Source organism: Agrobacterium leguminum (assembly GCF_015704895.1).
Taxonomy (GTDB): domain Bacteria; phylum Pseudomonadota; class Alphaproteobacteria; order Rhizobiales; family Rhizobiaceae; genus Agrobacterium; species Agrobacterium leguminum.
The window spans coordinates 14356-32287 of sequence record NZ_JADQWB010000024.1 but is presented as its reverse complement, the minus strand read 5'-3'; the positions used below and the strand labels follow the sequence as shown (position 1 = coordinate 32287).

The 17932-nt window shown below is 60.7% G+C and carries 18 protein-coding genes; 2 read left to right on the top strand and 16 right to left on the bottom strand.

Annotated features, from left to right (window positions below):
- Positions 1–6: 6 nt before the first annotated feature.
- The 6 genes from I3J13_RS23420 to I3J13_RS23395 all read right to left on the bottom strand — a co-directional run bounded on the left by I3J13_RS23420 (position 7) and on the right by I3J13_RS23395 (position 7164).
- Entirely contained in the window at positions 7–1740 is a 1734-nt protein-coding gene (locus I3J13_RS23420) for a M14 family metallopeptidase (RefSeq protein ID WP_196380415.1), read from the bottom strand.
- A 4-nt stretch (positions 1741–1744) separates the two neighbouring features.
- Positions 1745–2593, bottom strand: a complete 849-nt coding sequence (locus tag I3J13_RS23415; RefSeq protein ID WP_196380414.1) for an ABC transporter permease — start codon at positions 2591–2593, stop codon at positions 1745–1747.
- A 6-nt stretch (positions 2594–2599) separates the two neighbouring features.
- Complete coding sequence (locus tag I3J13_RS23410) at positions 2600–3523, bottom strand: ABC transporter permease (protein WP_003519820.1); 924 nt, start codon at positions 3521–3523, stop codon at positions 2600–2602.
- A gap of 76 nt (positions 3524–3599) precedes the next feature.
- On the bottom strand, positions 3600–5135 hold the full coding sequence (locus I3J13_RS23405) for an ABC transporter substrate-binding protein (RefSeq protein WP_196380413.1): 1536 nt from the start codon (positions 5133–5135) through the stop codon (positions 3600–3602).
- A gap of 41 nt (positions 5136–5176) precedes the next feature.
- Positions 5177–6997: an ABC transporter ATP-binding protein gene (locus I3J13_RS23400; RefSeq protein ID WP_196380412.1), complete on the bottom strand. Its 1821-nt coding sequence runs from the start codon at positions 6995–6997 to the stop codon at positions 5177–5179.
- Positions 6994–7164: a hypothetical protein gene (locus I3J13_RS23395; RefSeq protein ID WP_196380411.1), complete on the bottom strand. Its 171-nt coding sequence runs from the start codon at positions 7162–7164 to the stop codon at positions 6994–6996. Before I3J13_RS23395 ends, I3J13_RS23400 begins: the two co-directional genes overlap by 4 nt.
- Positions 7165–7477: 313 nt before the next feature.
- Here I3J13_RS23395 and I3J13_RS23390 point away from each other — a divergent pair, with 313 nt between their 5' ends.
- Positions 7478–7786, top strand: a complete 309-nt coding sequence (locus tag I3J13_RS23390) for a putative quinol monooxygenase (RefSeq protein ID WP_168208228.1) — start codon at positions 7478–7480, stop codon at positions 7784–7786.
- Between the two features lie 77 nt (positions 7787–7863).
- On the opposite strand, the gene I3J13_RS23385 is transcribed toward I3J13_RS23390, so the two are convergent.
- Positions 7864–9765 (bottom strand): bifunctional sugar phosphate isomerase/epimerase/4-hydroxyphenylpyruvate dioxygenase family protein, encoded by a 1902-nt coding sequence (locus tag I3J13_RS23385; RefSeq protein WP_196380433.1) that lies wholly within the window; start codon positions 9763–9765, stop codon positions 7864–7866.
- Positions 9766–9884: 119 nt separating this feature from the next.
- Here I3J13_RS23385 and I3J13_RS23380 point away from each other — a divergent pair, with 119 nt between their 5' ends.
- Positions 9885–10577, top strand: coding sequence for a TetR/AcrR family transcriptional regulator (locus tag I3J13_RS23380; RefSeq protein WP_020810447.1), 693 nt, complete (start codon positions 9885–9887; stop codon positions 10575–10577).
- Here the strand turns inward: I3J13_RS23380 and aroQ are convergent.
- From aroQ to pcaG, 9 genes are all read right to left on the bottom strand, one after another.
- The gene (gene aroQ, locus I3J13_RS23375; RefSeq protein WP_196380410.1) at positions 10552–10995 is read right to left on the bottom strand and encodes a type II 3-dehydroquinate dehydratase; all 444 of its coding nucleotides are present in this window, start codon (positions 10993–10995) and stop codon (positions 10552–10554) included. The genes I3J13_RS23380 and aroQ overlap by 26 nt on opposite strands.
- Complete coding sequence (locus I3J13_RS23370) at positions 10992–11861, bottom strand: shikimate dehydrogenase (protein WP_196380409.1); 870 nt, start codon at positions 11859–11861, stop codon at positions 10992–10994. The genes aroQ and I3J13_RS23370 overlap by 4 nt, the downstream gene beginning before the upstream one ends.
- 72 nt (positions 11862–11933) lie before the next feature.
- Complete coding sequence (locus I3J13_RS23365; RefSeq protein ID WP_003505500.1) at positions 11934–12692, bottom strand: amino acid ABC transporter ATP-binding protein; 759 nt, start codon at positions 12690–12692, stop codon at positions 11934–11936.
- A 30-nt stretch (positions 12693–12722) separates the two neighbouring features.
- Complete coding sequence (locus tag I3J13_RS23360) at positions 12723–13562, bottom strand: transporter substrate-binding domain-containing protein (protein WP_196380408.1); 840 nt, start codon at positions 13560–13562, stop codon at positions 12723–12725.
- A gap of 36 nt (positions 13563–13598) precedes the next feature.
- On the bottom strand, positions 13599–14438 hold the full coding sequence (locus tag I3J13_RS23355) for a transporter substrate-binding domain-containing protein (RefSeq protein ID WP_020810443.1): 840 nt from the start codon (positions 14436–14438) through the stop codon (positions 13599–13601).
- Between the two features lie 41 nt (positions 14439–14479).
- Entirely contained in the window at positions 14480–15130 is a 651-nt protein-coding gene (locus I3J13_RS23350; RefSeq protein ID WP_035262651.1) for an amino acid ABC transporter permease, read from the bottom strand.
- A 10-nt stretch (positions 15131–15140) separates the two neighbouring features.
- Positions 15141–15809 (bottom strand): amino acid ABC transporter permease, encoded by a 669-nt coding sequence (locus I3J13_RS23345; RefSeq protein ID WP_020811502.1) that lies wholly within the window; start codon positions 15807–15809, stop codon positions 15141–15143.
- Positions 15810–16179: 370 nt separating this feature from the next.
- Positions 16180–17241: a 3-carboxy-cis,cis-muconate cycloisomerase gene (locus I3J13_RS23340; protein WP_196380407.1), complete on the bottom strand. Its 1062-nt coding sequence runs from the start codon at positions 17239–17241 to the stop codon at positions 16180–16182.
- 68 nt (positions 17242–17309) lie between these two features.
- Positions 17310–17930, bottom strand: coding sequence for a protocatechuate 3,4-dioxygenase subunit alpha (gene pcaG, locus I3J13_RS23335; protein ID WP_196380406.1), 621 nt, complete (start codon positions 17928–17930; stop codon positions 17310–17312).
- Positions 17931–17932 lie beyond the last annotated feature (2 nt).

Genomic DNA, 17932 nt, shown 5'->3' with positions numbered 1-17932 from the left:
GCAATATCAGGCCACTTCCCCGACGAGAATCTCCTGCCAGGCATCATAGGCGGAGAGAACCGTTTCCATCTGCGCGGTGTGGCCGGTGATGAAGTCGGTGCCGTAGATCGTCTCATCAGGATATTCGGTGATCAGCGTCATCGGCACGGTGTGGCGGTCGTCGACGGAGGACAGGCACGGGAAGCCGTTGATGATGCGGAAACCGGTTTCGCCGGCGTGGATTTCATAAAGAGCGATCTGTCGGTTGTTGTAATCGAGCAGGCCGGGAATGGCGCCGAGATGGCGGGTCACCCGGTCGAGCAGGGCTTCGGCCTGCTTTTCCCAGTCCGCATGGTGGCGGATGATGAGGAAGAAACCCTTCGGTAGCGTCCACATGGCGAAATTGCGCGGGACATAACCGGAAAGCGGCCGGGTCCATTCATGGGATGGATAACCGTGCAGGTTCACATGCAGGCTGGCGCCGCTCATTTCCTGCGCCCTGAAACGGATTGCCTTCTCGTTGAGATGGACGCCCGAATTTTCCCGCGTGCGATATTCGAGATCGTCGCCGAGCGCCGTGTAACGCGCCGCGTGATGCATGTGGCGCGGATTGTCGGCTCTCAGCCGCTGGTGCAGGGCGTAACCATCCGGATTTTCCAGCGGCGAAATGGTGAAATGTGCGCCCTTGCGCTCTGCGAGTTTGCGCGCGGCGCGGATGGCGCCGACGATGCCTGTCGTCTCGTTGGGATGCTGGCCGCCGCTGATCATCACCGCGGCATCGCTGCCGGCGACATAACGGGCGGCAAGAATGCGGCCGGAACGGGAGCGGGCCTCGAAGGCTTCGCCGCCGATCTCTTCAAGCAGTTTCGCGAGCTGGCCTGCCGCAACCGGTTCGCTGGCCGTATCGATCTGCTGTTCACGGCCATCGAGAAAGGCTGTGGTGAGCGTGCGGGCCTCGATGCGGACGGAGACTTCACCTTCGCTTTTCACGATTTCCGGCACGATCTGGCCGGGCTTCAGGCCCCGGTCGCCCAGCGGCCGGCCGGATTTCTTCTGGAAGAACTCCAAAAGCGAGAAATAGAAATCCTCATGCAGGGCTTCGCGCAGGCTGACGACCTCATCGCCGAGGGAGAGCGGCAGATCTTCGGCCGGATGCGCGACGCGGATGTTCAGTTCCTCGAAATAGGGCTCTTCATCGCCCCAGCCGTGGTTGGCGACGGCATGGATCGCCGCTTCGAAAAGCCGTTCGTAATCCGTCTCCAGCCGCTCGCCCAAAGCGTCGCCGGCAAGCCGGAACCAGCCCGTCGGCGAAACATTGGTTTCGCCGACGATATCCATGTGCACCCGGTTTGGCGCCAGAATCTTCAGGGTTTCCTTCTTGCCGTTGCGGCTCAGGGTAACATCATAGTGGAAGGCGTCGTCTTTTCGGGCGACGAAGTCGATCGTCGCATCGCCCACCAGAGCCGCCAGCGGATAGGCTTCCAGCCGGAACCGGTTGACGGGGGCGTTTGCGTGTACGGGGTAACGCACCTCGATGGTGTCGACGCCATCCAGATTGATCTCTTCCATAAAGGTGAAGAGAAGCGGCTTGTAGGCGCTGCGGATGCGGGCGCTGACGCCTTTTTTCTTCAGCCGGTTTTCGGCTTCGCGGCGGCTTTTGGCATCATCGAAGCTCCATGCCTCGAAGGACTGGCCGGGTTCGGCATTGGCGAGAAGCGCATCCAGCGTGCGTTCGAAAGTCTGGTCGAAAATCTGGCTCATCTGATTACCTCGAGGTTCTGCCGGTGGGGTCGAGGCTATCGCGCAGCCAGTCGCCGAGAAGGTTGAGGCCAAGCACGGTCAGAAGGATGGCAAGACCCGGGAAGACGCTGACCCACCATGCCGTCTGCAGATAGGTCCGTCCATCCGCCAGCATGCCGCCCCAGCTCGGAATGGTCGGATCGACGCCGAGACCGAGGAAGGTAAGGCTGCTTTCCAGCAGGATATTGTTGGCGACATTGAGAGTCATCAGCACGATGACCGGGCCGATAAGATTCGGCAGCAGGTGCTGGAGAATGATGCGCCAGTCCTTAACGCCGATGGCGCGGGCGGAAAGGATGAATTCCCGCTCCCGCAGCGTCAGCACCGAGCCGCGCACGAGGCGGGCATATTGCACCCATTGCGAGACGATCAGGAGGATGATGGTGTTGGTGAGGCTGCCGCCGACAATGGCGATGAAGGTGATGGCGAGCAGAATGAAGGGCATGGCGAGCTGGATATCGGCAAAGCGCATGACCAGCATATCCCAGAAGCCGCGATAATAACCGGCCACAAGGCCGACAGCGACGCCGAAGACCACGGCACCGATGACCGAGGTGAAGCCGACCAGCAGCGAAATCTTGCCGCCGGCAACGACGCGGGCGAGCACGTCACGCCCCAGCGGATCGGTGCCGAGCGGATGGGCGGCATTGGCGAAGGGTTTGGCAAGGCGCGCCATCAGGTCGATCTTGTCCGCGCCGCCCGGAAACAGCACGTCGGAAAAGACGACGGCAAGGCAGATGACTGTCGTGAGGAACGCGCCGAGGATGAATTCGAGATTGGTGAAGCGCGCGAGACGCGAGGTTTTGGCAGCCATCGTCACTTACTCCGTGCGGATGCGCGGATCGACAAGCCCATAGGCGATATCGACCAGAAGGTTGATGCCGACGATCATCAGCGACAGCACGGTGATGACGGCCTGAAGCACGGGATAATCGCGCGCGCCGACCGCATCGAAAGCCAGCGTGCCGAGGCCCGGCCAGTTGAAGACGCGCTCAATGACGACGATACCACCGAGCAGCCCACCGAATTGCAGGCCGAAATAGGTAATGAGCGGAATGGCGCAATTGCGCAGCGCGTGTTTGTAGAGAACCTTGTTTTCGCTGAGACCCTTGGCGCGCGCCACCATGACATATTGCGAGCGCAGCGTATCGAGCATGGCGGTGCGCACGAGGCGGACATTGGTGGCGGTGAGGATGACGCCCATCGTCACGGCGGGCATGATGTAGCTGGCAAAACCGCCCATGCCGCTTGGCGGCAGCCAGCCGAGCGTGATGGAGAACAACAGCACCAGCATGGTGGCCAGCCAGAAATTCGGAAAGGACAGGCCGACGAGCGAAAAGATGCGGATCACCTGATCGGCCGTCTTGCCGCGCGAGGTCGCCGCCTTGATGCCGAGCGGGATGGAGAGCGCAATCGACACCGCCATGGAGATGAAGGCGAGCAGCAGCGTGGCGGGCAGGGCATCGGCGATGAGGCGCGAGACCGGCGTGCTGCCGGTGAAGCTGCGGCCGAAATCGAGCGTCACGAGGCCCTTCAGGAAGCTGAAATATTGCACGAAGAACGGCCGGTCGGTGCCGAGCGCCGCGCGAATGCGCGCCAGATCGTCTTCCGTCATGCTGCCGCCGCCCTGGAACATGGTGACAGCCGGATCGCCGGTGAGGCGAATGGCGAAGGAAACGAGAAGGGTGATGGCGATGACGACAAAAATCGCCTGCAGCAATCGCTTGATGAGGAAACCGGCCACGTTTTTTACCTTGAAGAGAGACCCGACCTTGCCCGCATTGCGGCGGGCAAGGTGTGTTGATCAGAAAACAGCCTGATTATTCGACGGTGACGTCGGTCAGCTTCAGGCGGTTATCCGGCGGTGCGATGAAACCCTTGACCCGCTTGTTGATGCCGTAAATGGCATTGGTGTTGTAAAGCGGAATTTCCAGCGCGCGTTCGGCGGTATAGCTGCCGATTTCCTTGAGGATCTTTTCGCGCGCGGCACGGTCGGTCAGCGGGCGCTGGGATTCCAGCAGCTTGTCCAGCTTCTCGTCCTTGTCGTAAGGGTTCCACTTTTCACCCGAGTGATACATGGAATAGGCCGTGTTGTCGTAATCGAAGGTCCAGCCGCCCCATTTCTGCTGGAACATCGCGCCGGTCTTGCCCTGCGGGATGATGTCGTTCAGCAGCACGTTGGTTTCATAGGGCTTGATGGTGGCGGTGATGCCGACCATGGAGAGGTAGCTGGAAATGACCTGCGCCACCTCGTTCATCGTCGCGTCATTGCCGCGGATGTCGATCTGTAGCGCCGCACCTGCCTTGACGCCGGCTTCCGCGAGCAGCTTCTTGGCACCTTCCGGATCGTAAGGCAGCGGCTTCAGCTCCGGATCGTAACCGAAGGACAGCGCGCTCTGGAAGCTTGCGATTTCGGATGCCTGGCCAGCAAGGATCGACTTGACGATGGTGCCGCGGTCGACGGCCATGATGATCGCCTTGCGCACCTTCGGATCGGCGGTGATGCCGTCACGCGTGTTGAAACGCAGCGCATCGACGGTCGGGCCGGGCACACTGACGATCTCAAGCTTGGAATCGCCTTGGATGACCGGGATCATGCCGATCGGGATGGTCGGCGGAATGACGAGATCGACGCGGCCGGCCTGCAATTCGGCAACGGCGGTCGCCGGCTCGGCGATGAAGCGATATTCAAGCTCGGAAAGCTTTGGCGCACCGCCCCAGTAATCCGGGTTGGCTTCGAGCTTGATATTGGTCTTCGGTGCGTAGGAAACGAATTTGAACGCGCCGGTGCCGACGGGGTTGAGGTTGAAATTATCCTCGCCCTTTTCCTGAATGTACTTCGGCGGAACGATCATGCCGCCATAACCGGCAAGCTTGGTCAGCAGCACCGGATCCGGCGCCTTCAGCTTCATGTCGACGGTGTAGTCATCGATGACATCGACACTTTCGATGGCGACATAGTTGGAGCGCTGCGGGCCCTTGGCACCCTGTTCGCCGAGAAGGCGCTCGAAGGTGAACTTGACGGCGGCGGCGTTGAAGGGCTCGCCATTATGGAACTTGACGTTCTGGCGCAGCTTGAAGCGGATGCGCTTGCCCTCATCCAGCTCTTCCCAGGATTCGGCAAGGCCGGGCACGACCTTCAGGTCCGGGCCGCGATAGGTGAGGCCATCGAAAATGTTGGTGGCGACGGCAGCCCATTGCACGAGGAAGGTGTCGATCGGATCCCAGCTGCCCGGATCCTGCGGGCTGGAAATGGTCATCTTGCCGGCGGCAAGAGCCGGTGCGGCGGTAAAGGCCGTGGCGGCCATGGCAAGTGCGACGAACGTTGTCGTCATCCCCTTCTTGATCATTGTCATCTACCTGTTCCTCTTCAGATGGTTGTGGGTCTGGTTGTTATTCAGGCGCTCTTCGCGATGAAGTGGCCCGGATTGATTTCCTCATGGGCGAGAATGGCCGGCTCATCGCCGACACGGCGCACGGGATTGGGGATTTCGCCCTCGATCATGGCGATGCGGCGCTCGATGGTCGGATCGGCGACCGGCACGGCCGAAAGCAGGCGGCGGGTATAATCATGCGTCGGCGTTTCGAAGACCTGCCGGCGGCTGCCCATTTCCATGATCTGGCCGAGATAAAGCACGGCGACGCGGTGGCTCATCTTTTCCACCACCGCCATGTCATGGCTGATGAAGAGATAAGCGAGCCCGCGCTCGGCCTGCAAATCCATGAACAGATTGATGATCTGCGCCTGAATGGAGACGTCGAGTGCCGACAGCGCCTCATCGGCGATGATGAGCTTCGGATCGGAAGCCAGCGCACGGGCAATGCAGACGCGCTGGCGCTGGCCGCCGGAGAACTCGTGCGGATACCGCGCGGCATGTTCGGAGCTGAGGCCCACACGCTCCAGCAATTCATCCACGCGCCGCTTTACGGCCTTCTGATCGTTGATCAAACCATGGGTGTTGATCGGCTCGGCAATCGAAAAACCGACCGTCTTGCGCGGATCGAGCGAGGCGAAGGGATCCTGAAATATATATTGCACTTCCTGGCGCATGCGGAAGCGCTCCGCCGCCGACATCTTAGAATAGCTGCGACCATTGAAGGCAATTTCGCCCGAGATGGCCGTCTGCAGCTGCTGGATGGTGCGGCCGATGGTGGATTTGCCGGAACCGGATTCGCCCACCAGCGCCAGCGTTTCGCCGGCGTGAATATCGAAACTCACCTTCTGCACGGCGCTGCAACGGTGCGTCGCCTTGCCGAACAGGTTCTTGCGGATATCGAAACGCACGAACAGGTCCTTGACCGACAGAAGCGGCTTGGCGTCGTATTTCGCGGTGTTTTGCACGCGCTCCTCGCCGACAACGACCGGCTTGCCGTCCTGCAACACGGTGAGCGGCAGGCGCTTGGGAAACTCTTCGCCTTCCATGCTGCCGAGGCGCGGAACGGCGGAAAGCAGGGCGCGCGTGTAAGGGTGCTGCGGATTGGCGAAGATATCCTTGACCGGACCTTCCTCCACCTTCTTGCCCTTCCACATGACGATCACGTCATCGGCCATTTCCGCCACCACGCCCATATCATGGGTGATGAAGACCATGCCCATGCCGAGCTTCTTCTGCAGGTCGCGCATGATGTTGAGGATCTGCGCCTGAATGGTCACATCCAGCGCCGTCGTCGGTTCGTCGGCGATCAAAAGCTTCGGCCGGCAGGCGAGCGCCATGGCGATCATCACGCGCTGGCGCATGCCGCCGGAAAGCTGATGCGGATACCGTTTCAGAAGTTCGGCCGCATCGGGCAGGCGCACCATTTCGAGCAGCGTCTGCGCTTGCGCCATCGCTGCCTGCTTGCCCATCTTTTCATGCAGCACAAGCACTTCGCAGATCTGGTCGCCGATGGTGAAGACGGGGTTGAGCGAAGTCATCGGCTCCTGGAAGATCATGGCGATCTCCTTGCCGCGGATCGCGCGCATCTCTTTCTGCGACGCCTTCAGCAAGTCCTTGCCTTCAAACAGGATTTTGCCGGTGGGGTAGGTCGCGCCCATCATGTCGGCAAGGCGCATGGTGGAAAGCGAGGTGACCGATTTCCCCGATCCGGACTCGCCGACGACCGCGACCGTGCGGCCGGGCTCGACGCTGAAGGAGATATCGTCCACGACGCGGCTGTTGCCGAACTCGACGCTCAGGCCTTCGACCGAGAGGAGGGCGTTTGCGGGTGCGGCAGTCATGTCAGCTTCTCCGGCGTGGCCTGCGCGGCAAAGCTGACGCGGCCATGTGAAAATGAGGAAGGGGAAAATGTCTCGGGCAGGCGCGTGCTGGGCGATGCCATGGACAAGGACGGGAATGTCGCGAAGAACTGCATGTCTTCAGGCCGCTTTATCGGCAAAATGCGCATTGGCCGTCGCCCGCGGACACGGCACATTCGATGTCACCGAAGCGCCGCAGGCAACCTCATCGGTACCGGCCGGATGATTTGCGTCGGCCGCAGATTCGACGATGCGCATGTAACTCTAATTCCCCACCCTTGTTTTGCGAAAAAGCTAACAAAACCGAACAATCATGTCCAGAGTGTTGAACAATTTTTGTGTACTGCTCTACAAATACGCAGCTGCACCGATTTTGAGCGCGCATTCCTGAAGAATGCTTCGCAATGATGCGTGTATTCCACGGTTATTGTCGCTAAAAACCTTTGAGAAGAACGATGAGGAATGGGAATGCCGGGCATGAACAACAAGGCAGGCGCAGTCAGGCTGAGGGGCTTTTTACGGTGCTTGTCCAAAGATGATGTCGAGCTGGTGCGGCGCCACCTTCCCGAACATCTGCGTCTGACCAGAGCGGAACCCGGCTGTCTTTCCTTCGAGGTGTCCGAGACAGACGATCCCCTGATCTGGCAGGTGGAGGAGCTTTTCGCCGACCGTGCCGCCTTCGATTTCCATCAGCAGCGGACACGGGCGTCCGAGTGGTTCACGGCGACCTCCGCCATACCACGCGACTATGAGATAACGACATTGGCGTGAATGAGAACAGGCCGCAGCGGCATTCCTGCCGGCTGCGGCCCGATTGGATTTCCCCGATCGTATTTCGGTGCCGGGAGTTATTCCTTCGGCATGCCGACCGGCGGCGCAAGCCGTCTTTGCGCGGCGATGCGGAAGGGGGCGTTCATCGCGCCATAACCGCCATAGGCTCCGCGCCTTTCGATGATTTCGAAGAAGAAACCCTCGCCGAAGGTGCGGCTGTAGATCTGGAAATATTCGCCATTGTCGTCGCGGTCATAAAGAATGCTCGCGGCCCTGAGCGCATCGGAAAACTCCGGCTCCAGCCCGAAACGGGCTTCCAGATCGTCGTAATAATTGCGCGAGATCGGCAGGGCGTGGAAACCGCGCGCCTGCAGGGCTTTTGCGGTGGCGAAGATATCGTCGGTGGCAAACGCGATGTGCTGGATGCTGGTGCCGAAGCCCTCGGCCAGAAATTTGCCGGCGAAAGTCTTGCGATTGTCCGCACCGTTCATTGTCAGGCGGAAATGCGGTGAGGGCACGCTTTCAATCGCCTGGCTGCGCACCAGCCCGCCCGGATCGACCACATCGACCATCGGCGTGCGCCGCGTCGCAAACAGAGAGGTGTAGAATAAAAGCCAGGTCAGCATTTCATCGTAATGCGTTGTTTGCGCAAGATGATCGATCCGCCTGAGGCCGGCATCGCCTTCCGGCGTTCGGCCTTCCGTCGGCACGAATTCATTGTCCCAGATGGAGGAAAGCTCCGGTGAACCGTCGAGGAAATAGATGACGCCGTTGCCCACGCCCTGAATGGCGGGAACGGCGATTTCGCCTGACTTGCGCGGCTCGGCGAAGGTGGGCGCGCCGAGCGCTTCGGCCCGTGCCAGCGCTGCTGCGGCATCATCCACCTTCAGCCCGAAGGCATAGGCATTGGTGCCGTGGATGGAATAGGAGGCTCCTGCGAAACTATCGCCGCCATCGCTGGTATTGATGACGATGCGAATATCGCCCTGCGTATAAAGATCGACATCGCGGTTGCGGTGCCGGGCGGTGTTTTCAAAGCCGAGCGTGGCGAGAAGGGCTTCCAGATTGGGTTTTTCTTCCGGTGCGGTGGTGAATTCGACGAATTCCACGCCTTCCGTCTCCACCCGTTCCGGCATGGCGGGCACATCGATGCGGATATCGGGTTCGAGACGCCGCACCTGATCCATCAGGTTGATGAGCGAGCGGTGGCCGTCCTCGGCCAGCAGCCGGGCCGAGCCGCCGCGGAACTGGTCGTTGAAGATTTCGAGCGATAGCGGGCCGCTATAGCCGGTGGCGGCGACGGCGCGCATGAAATCCACCACCGGCAGATCGCCTTCGCCCGGCATGTTGCGGAAGTGGCGGCTCCAGTAAAGCAGGTCCATGTCGATCAGCGGCGCATCGGCAAGCTGCACGATGAAAATCTTGTCGCCAGGAATGGAGCGGATCGAATTGGGATCGATCTTTCTCGACAGCGTGTGGAAACTATCGAGGATGATGCCGACATTGGCGTGATCGGCGCGGCGCACCACCTCCCAGGCATCGCGGTGATCGCTGATATGGCGACCCCAGGCCAGCGCCTCGTAACCGACGCGCACGCCATGTTTTGCCGCAAGCTCGCCAAGCTGATGGAAATCGGCGGCGGCGCGGTCGATGCCGCCGAGCGAGACCGGTGAGACATTCGAGCAGATCAGCATCAGGTCGGTGCCGAGTTCGCCCATGATGTCGAATTTGCGCTCGGCCCTTTCAAAAGCGCGGCTCCGGTGCGGCTCCGGCATGCCCTCGAAATCGCGGAACGGCTGGAAAAGGGTGATATCCAGCCCGTGATCGGCTGCCAGCGCTTTCACCTCGCGCGGGGAGGCGTCGTAGGTCAGGAAATCGTTTTCGAAAATCTCAACGCCGGAAAAGCCCGCTTTGGCGATGGCCGCCAGCTTTTCGGGGAATTCGCCGCTGATCGATACGGTTGCAATGGATGTGCGCATTGGCATGCCGTGTCTTATTGTGTCATAGCTCGCCATATTGCCTTCCTTTTCAGCCTTATGTACTGATTGGTTAATAAAGGGGACGCAGCCAGAAGCCAGCCCCGTCCAGGGAATGAAGCATGAGCAAAAGCACGACCTCCAAAGGCACCCGCGATACCCGGCAGGCGAAGCGCGATCCGGAAGGGGTGCGCCGGGATATTCTTTCCGTCGCGATGGAGGAATTTTCGCAGAATGGCCTGTCGGGCGCCCGCATCGATGAGATTGCGGCGCGTACGCGCACGTCCAAGCGCATGATCTATTATTATTTCGGCGACAAGGAAGGCCTTTATAAACGCGTGCTGGAGGAAGCCTATGCGCAGGTGCGCGGCGGCGAAGGCAGTCTTGAGCTGGATGATCTCGAGCCGGTCGCCGCACTTGAAAAGCTCTGTCGGTTTACCTTCGAGCACCACCGCCGCAACCCCGCTTTCGTGCGGATGGTGATGACGGAAAACATTCACCACGGCAGGCACATCAGGGTTTCCGAAGCGATCCGCAACGTCAACCGACCGGCCATTGAAATCATGCGCCGAATATTGAAGCGCGGGCAGGATGCCGGCGTGTTTCGGCCCGGACTGGACGCTCTTGAACTGCATTGGCAGATCAGTGCTTTGTCTTTTTATAACGTCTCGAACACGGAGACATTTTCGTTCAATTTTGGCGACACGCTTTTTAGCGAGGCCGGCCAAGAAGCGCTGTCTGCGCATGTGGCGGAGATGTTGCTGCGCTATGTATTGATGCCCGAGCATATTACGAGGATCGGGAAAGGCGATTGATGAGGTGGCGCAGCGCCACCTCATAGCCATCGATGCCGAGGCCGGCGATCACGCCTTCGGCGCGGGTCGAGATATAGGAGTGGTGCCGGAAAACCTCGCGTTTGTGGATGTTGGAAATATGCACCTCGATCACCGGCCCCTCGAAGGCATTGAGCGCATCGAGGATCGCGACCGAGGTGTGGGTAAAGGCGCCGGGATTGATTACAATGCCCGCGGACTTGCCGCGGGCTTCGTGAATCCAGTCGATCAGCTCATATTCCCGGTTGCTCTGGGCAAAAAACAGATCGTGGCCCGCGGTTTCGGCGATCCCACGGCAATTGGCCTCGATATCGGCGAGCGTTTCATAACCATAGATTTCCGGCTGGCGCTGGCCGAGCAGGTTGAGGTTGGGACCGTTCAGAACAGTGAAAAGGCTCATGCGACGCCCTCCGCCATACAAAGCTCGGTGAAATGCGCCGTCATGCGCCCGGCATCCGGCTCGCGGCCGCAGAAGAGGCGGAATGCGCCGACGGCCTGAAACACCGTCATGCCGCCGCCGGGCAGGGTGCGACAGCCCTTTTTCGCCGCCGTCGCCAATAGCTCGGTGACAAGCGGCATATAGACGATATCGGCCACCCAGTGCCGCCGTTCGATGAGATCGGCCGGAACCGGCATGCCGGGATGGGCCGGCATGCCCATCGGCGTGGCGTGGATCAGGCCATCGGCAAAGGGCAGGGAGGCGGCGGGGTCTTTGACGGCAAGCGCGCGGCCCTCGCCGAAGCGGGCATTGAGTTCCCGGGCCAGTTGCTCCGCCCTTGGGAAGTCCCGGTCGAAAATGTCGAGACGGGCGATATCGAGCTTCAATGCGGCATGGGCCACCGCAACGCCAGCGCCACCCGCGCCGACCAGAAGCGCCCGGTCACGCCGTGCATCCGGCAGGCCGCGCACGAAGCTTTCGTAAAAGCCGTACCAGTCGGTGTTGTGGCCGATGCGGCGTCCGTCCCGGAAGACCACGGTATTGACCGCGCCCAGCATGCGGGCATCGTCCGACAGTTCGTGCAGATGCGGAATAACGGCCTGCTTGAAGGGATGGGTGATGTTGGTGCCGGAAAAACCGCGCGCTTCCAGCTCGTCCAGCAGGTCGGGAAGGGCGCTCGGCGGCAGCTTGCGGGCGGTGACATCCACCAGCTCGTAGGAATAATCGAGGCCATGAGCCGCCCCTTCGCGCATGTGCAGCGCGGGCGATTTGGAAAGCTGTATATCGGCGCCAATCAGGCCGACCTTGAAGGATGTTTTCTCTGTCATGATCACGTGTCGCTCATCGGACGGTGTGGGAGAGGCGGGATTATCCCCGCCCGTCTTAAGAGCGCGCGAACCTCAGTGGTGGGCGAGAATTTCGCCGAGGAACGTGCGCGTGCGCTGGTGCTTGGGATCGCGAAAGAATTCCTCCGGCGGGCCTTCCTCGATGATCTCGCCTTCCGACATGAAGATCACCCGGTCGGCCACCTGCCGTGCAAAGCCCATTTCATGGGTCACGCAGATCATCGTCATGCCGTCGCGGGCAAGGCCGATCATGGTGTCGAGCACTTCCTTCACCATTTCCGGGTCGAGCGCCGAGGTCGGCTCATCGAACAGCATGGCCTTCGGCTCCATGCACAGCGCCCGGGCGATGGCCGCGCGCTGCTGCTGGCCGCCGGAAAGCTGGGCCGGGTACTTGTCTGCCTGGTTGAGAATGCGCACGCGCTCCAGATATTTGCGCGCCGTCGCCTCCGCATCGGCTTTCGACAGGCCTTTCACCCGCATGGGCGCAAGCGTGCAGTTTTCCATGATGGTCTTGTGCGGGAAGAGATTGAAGCTCTGGAACACCATGCCCACTTCGCGGCGAACCGCATCGATGGCGCGGCTGGAATCCGACAGCGTCGTTCCTTCGACCGTGATCTTGCCCTCCTGGATTTCCTCCAGATGGTTGATACAACGGATGAGCGTGGATTTGCCCGAACCGGACGGCCCGCAAAGAACGATTTTTTCGCCCTTGCGAACCGTCATGTTGACGTTTTTAAGCGCGTGGAAGGCTCCATACCACTTTCCCACCCCTTCAAGGGCGATCAGCGGAGCCTGAGCGGCGGATTGCGGCATGGAACTTTCCTTCATGCTTTGGCAGCAGTGTTAGTTGACGGTGTAGGGAATGTCGGGAAGCGAAGCCGGGAACTGCGGTACCGGGCGCTTCATCCATTTGGCGTAGACTTTTTCGAGGTCGCCATTGGCCTTGATCTTGTCCAGATAGGCGTTCAGCGCTTCGTTCCAGTCCTTTTCGCCGGGGCGTGTGGCAGCGCTGTTGTAAAGGGTCACGAGGTCGAACTTCACCTCGTAATCCTTGCCGCCGGCAGCCGCGAGACGGTCGCCATAGAACTGGTTACCGCCGATCGCCTCGATCTGGCCCGACAGGATCGCCTGAATGGTGGCGGCGTCGTCATCGAAGCGAAGGATATTCGCCTTGGTGCCAGCCCCTGCGGTCAAGGCTGTATCCATCGGGCTGGATTTCGGTGCGCCGACGGTCATTCCGGTCAGATCGTCGAAACCGGCGATCTTCTTGTCCTTTGTGGCATAGACCGACATGACATTATGCGCGTAGGGCTGCGCATATTGCACGTTCTTCGCCCGCTCCGGCGTCATTCCCATCGATGCGAACAGGGCATCGACCTTGCCGGTGCGAAGCGAAGGGATGCGGTTGGCGACGGCAAGCGGCACGAATTCCACCTTCAGCCCCAGATAATCCGCAAATCCCCTTGCGAGATCGGCGTCATAACCCTCCTGAACGCCGGTGGAATTGATGAAACCCCAGGGCGCATTATCGCCCTGGATACCGATCACGACCTTGCCGCTGGCTTTTGCGTCGTCAAGCGTTCTCGCATCTGCCGCCACCGGCGTCAGAACCGGCAGCAAAGCTGCCGCCAGTCCCGCCGCAAGGGTTGCTCGCCAACCCGTCAGGGTTTTCAAGATTCTCATTGTTTCCTCCTCCCAAAATCCAGACGGAACCCGCCGTTACTTCACGGTGAACGGGATGTCGGGCAGGCTGTCCGGGAAGGCCGGGACTTCGCGCTTCATCCACTTGTCGTAGATCTTGGCGAGCTGGCCGTCGGACTTGATCTTGTCGAGGAAGGCGTTGACGGTCTCGTTCCAGTCCTTTTCACCGGGGCGGGTGCCGGCGCCGTTGTAGAGCGTCGTCAGGTCGAATTTCGGCTCATATTTGCCTTCGGCAGCCTTGTTCAGGCGGTCGCCGTAGAACTGGTTGCCGCCGACGACCTCGACCTGGCCTGAGATCAGCGCCTGAATATTGGCGGCGTCATCGTCGAAGCGCAGGATATTGGCCTTGGAACCGGCGCCGGCGGTGATTGCCGTATCCATGGCGCTGGACTTCGGAACGCCGACGGCGATGCCGGTCAGATCGTCATACCCGCCGATCTTCTTGTCCTTGGGGCCGTAGACGGAAAGCACGTTGCCGGCATAGGGCTTGGAATATTGAATGGTCTTGGCGCGTTCGGCCGTCATGCCCATGGTTGCGAACAAGAGGTCGACCTTGCCGGTCAGCAAAGCGGGAATGCGGTTGGCCACGGCGAGCGGTACGAACTCAACCTTGACGCCGAGATAATCGGCAAAGGCCTTGCCGATATCGGCATCGAGGCCATCCTGCACACCGCTGGAATTGACGAAGCCCCACGGCGAGTTGTCGCCCTGAATGCCGATGACGACCTTGCCCTTGGCCTTGGCCTCTTCCACCGTGCCGGCGAAAGCATCGACCGGTGCGACGAAGGGCAGGGCAACCGTTGCCGCGGCAAGCGCGAGCAGGGCGCGGCGAGAGAATTTCATGCTGGTGGTTTTCATCTTTTGCTCCTCCTTACAAAGCTGATGAGATCTTCATGGACTTAGCGGGTTGCGGTCTGCAGCCGCTTTTCAACGCTGGCGCCCCACAGGGAAAGCGGCCAGCAGATCAGGAAATAAATGACGCCGACGAGGGCGAAGACGGTGAGCGGGCGGAACGTCTGGTTGGAGACGATCTGGCCGGCGCGCGACAGCTCGACGAAGCCGACAATGGCCGCAAGCGAGGTGCCCTTGATGAGCTGCACGAGGAAACCGATGGTGGCCGGCAGCGAAATCTTGAAGGCCTGCGGCAGAACCACGTCCTTCATGCGCGAGATGTAATGCAGGCCGAGCGCATTGGCGGCTTCCGTCTGGCCCTTCGGCACCGCCTGGATGCCGCCGCGCCAGATTTCGCCGAGGAAGGCGCTGGCATGCAGCGTAAAAGCGATGGCGACCGCAATCCAGGCATCGACATTGAGGCCCGCAAGCGCCACGCCGTAATAGACCACGAAAAGCTGCATCAGGAGCGGCGTGCCCTGAAAGACGGCGATGTAACCGGTGCTGGCGCGCTGGATCGCCGGGCTATCCGCGACGCGGGCAAGCGCCACGCAAAGGCCGAAGACGCCGCCGCCGATAAAGCCGATGATGGTCAGCGCAAGCGTCCATTTCAGGCCTTGCAGCAGGAAGAAGAGTTCGTTGGGACCGATGGACGCCATTGTCTTTTCCTCACTTGACCGGATAGCTGAAGGATGCGCGGGAGATGAGCGAGAAAATGCCCATCATCAGCGAGGAAATGACCAGATAAAGCAGCGTGATCGAGAAATAGACCTCGAAGGACCGGAATGTATCCGCCTCGATCTTCTGCGCCACCGAGGTCAGCTCGTAAGCGGCGATCGAGGTGCAGACGGAGGTGGTCAGCGTCAGCATGATGAACTGGCTGGTGAGCGAGGGATAGACCGCCCGCAGCGCCGGCTTCAGGATGATGTGCCGGAAGATCTGCGCGCGGTGAAGGCCGAGCGCAAGTCCCGCCTCCACCTGGCCCTTGGGAATGGAATCGACCCCGCCGCGAATGATTTCAATCGCATAGGCGCCGCCGTTCAGAGCCAATGCAATGATGGCCGTTACCGTCGGGTTGAGCTTGATGCCGATCTGCGGCAGGGCGAAGAAGATGAAGAATATCTGCACCAGAAACGGCGTGTTGCGGATTGTTTCCACAAAACCGATGACGAGGCCGCGCAGCAGCTTGAACCGCGAGCGGCGGGCGACGACGCCCAGAACGCCGATGACGGTGGCGAGCGACATGCCGGCAATCGCAAGGCCGATCGTCGCCAGACAGGCTAAAAGCAGCTCGGGCAGGCGCTCTATGACCGCCGAAAAATCGAGACTGTAAGACATTCTTCCTCCCAACCCGTTCGGGTCCGGACAGGCGTTTCGCCTTGTCCGCATCGCTTTGGAAACCTTGCGGCGCCAAAGCCCTCCATTTGTCGTTCACTGTCGCCGCAGGCTTCAAAACCCCTGTCGGCGGCAGGCTGTTAATCTTAATGTTTGTACCAGTTAGTTCATTTTTGTGTCAAGCGGCATGTCCGGTTAAAAAGCAGCTTTCATGCTGTTTTTTCATTTTCTGGATTTCTGAATAAAGTCTTTTTTATCAATGACTAATGCGGAAAATCGCAAGCGCTTTCCACGCGTCGTCATGTTGCCTCCGGCTCGCCGTTCGGCAGTGCCCGAAAACCCTGTCTGCGCACGAAATCGACCGACCTTGCGGCTAGTTTTCGCCTGTGCCCAGCCTGTCTATCTGCTCGGCCAATCGCTCGGCGATCAGCAGCGAGGCGCCCGTTGCCGTCACCATTTGCGGCAGCGACAGCCATTCCAGCATCCAGCCCGCGCCGGACCTTTCCTGTTCGTGCACGAGCGACTGGTGCAGGGCGGATATCTGCACGGCATTGAAGCGTGCGAGCGTCACCAGCGCTTCGGCATTGACCGGGTTCTGTTTGTGCGGCATGGCCGAGGAGCCGCCGCCGCCGGAGAGGCGGATTTCCGCACCGAGCTCGGCCATCAGCGCAATATCCTGCCCGAACTTGCCGAGCGCGCCGGTGATGAGCGAGAGCAGATTGGCGAATTCGGCGATGCCGTCGCGCTGGCTCTGCCATTGCGGCCTGTCGGCAAGGCCGAGCCGTTTTGCGAGATCGGCACGCACCGCTGCGGCATCGTCGCCAAGCTTTTCCAGCGTTCCGGCAGCCCCACCGAATTGCAGGGCGAAGCCGCTCTGCGTAAAACTTTCGAGCCGCAGCAGGTGGCGTTCCAGCGGCGCAGTCCAGCTCGCCGCCCGGTCGGCGACGGTGATGCCGATGGCGGCCTGCATGCGGGTATAGCCCGTCAGCGGGTTGTGGCCGTCGCGGGAGGCAAGGTCTCCCAGCGTATCGATCAGGCGGCCGAGCCGGGCGGAGATGATTTCCGCCGCAGCCTTCAGCCGCAACATCAGGCTGGTATCGATGACATCCTGGCTGGTGGCACCGAAATGCACCCTGTCCGCCGCCTGAGCGGCGACCGCCGCGCGCATCTGCCGGATGAGTTCCGGAACCACGACGCCGTCCTTCGCGACGCCATGGCGAAGCGCGGTCATATCGGCGGCAAAGTCCGAAAGCCGCGAAACGATTGCTTCTGTCGCCTCCTCGGGGATGATGCCGGCCTGCGCTTCCGCCTGCGCCAGCCCTGTCTCGAAACGGACCATGGCGTCGATATCCGCTCTTGCCGAAAACAGCTCGACGATCTCGCTGTCGCCGAAGAGGCCTGACAAAAACGGATGCTCGAAGGGGGAAAGGCTCATCTTCCGTCTCGCTTTTTTTTGCGCATATCGTCGTCGCAAAACCGCTGCACACTTTTGCGCGATATGCGTCAGATATCGAAAAACACGGTTTCGCCTTCGCCCTGAAGGCGGATATCGAAACGATAGACGTTGCCTTCCTCTTTTTTGGCGACAAGCGTGGCGGTGCGGCTTTTCTGTTCGATGCGGGCAAGAACCGGGTCGGCGGCATTGGCCTCCTGTTCTTCCGGGAAATACATGCGGGTCTGCAGGCCGATATTGATGCCGCGTGCGACGATCCAGAAGGTGATATGCGGCGCCATCGGCCGGCCGTCGCGGAACGGCACTTTGCCCGGCTTTATGGTTTCGAAGACGAATTCGCCCGTATCCATGTCGCCGGGCGAGCGGCCCCAGCCGATAAAATTCGGATCTGCCTTGCCCCGCGTTTCGCTGGGGCTGTTGTAATAACCGTCGGTATCGGCCTGCCAGATTTCGATCAGCGCGTCCTTCAGCGCCATTCCGGCCCCGTCATAAACCGTGCCGCGCACGCTGATGCGTTCGCCCCGGGCCTTGTCGTTATAAAGCGGACCGGAGCCGAGATCCTTCTCGAACACGCCCTCGATGCCGACGAAATTCGGCGTGCAGCCGATATGCACGTAGGGGCCCGCCGTCTGCGAGGCGGTTTCCTTGAGATAGTTGAGCGGCTGAACCATGG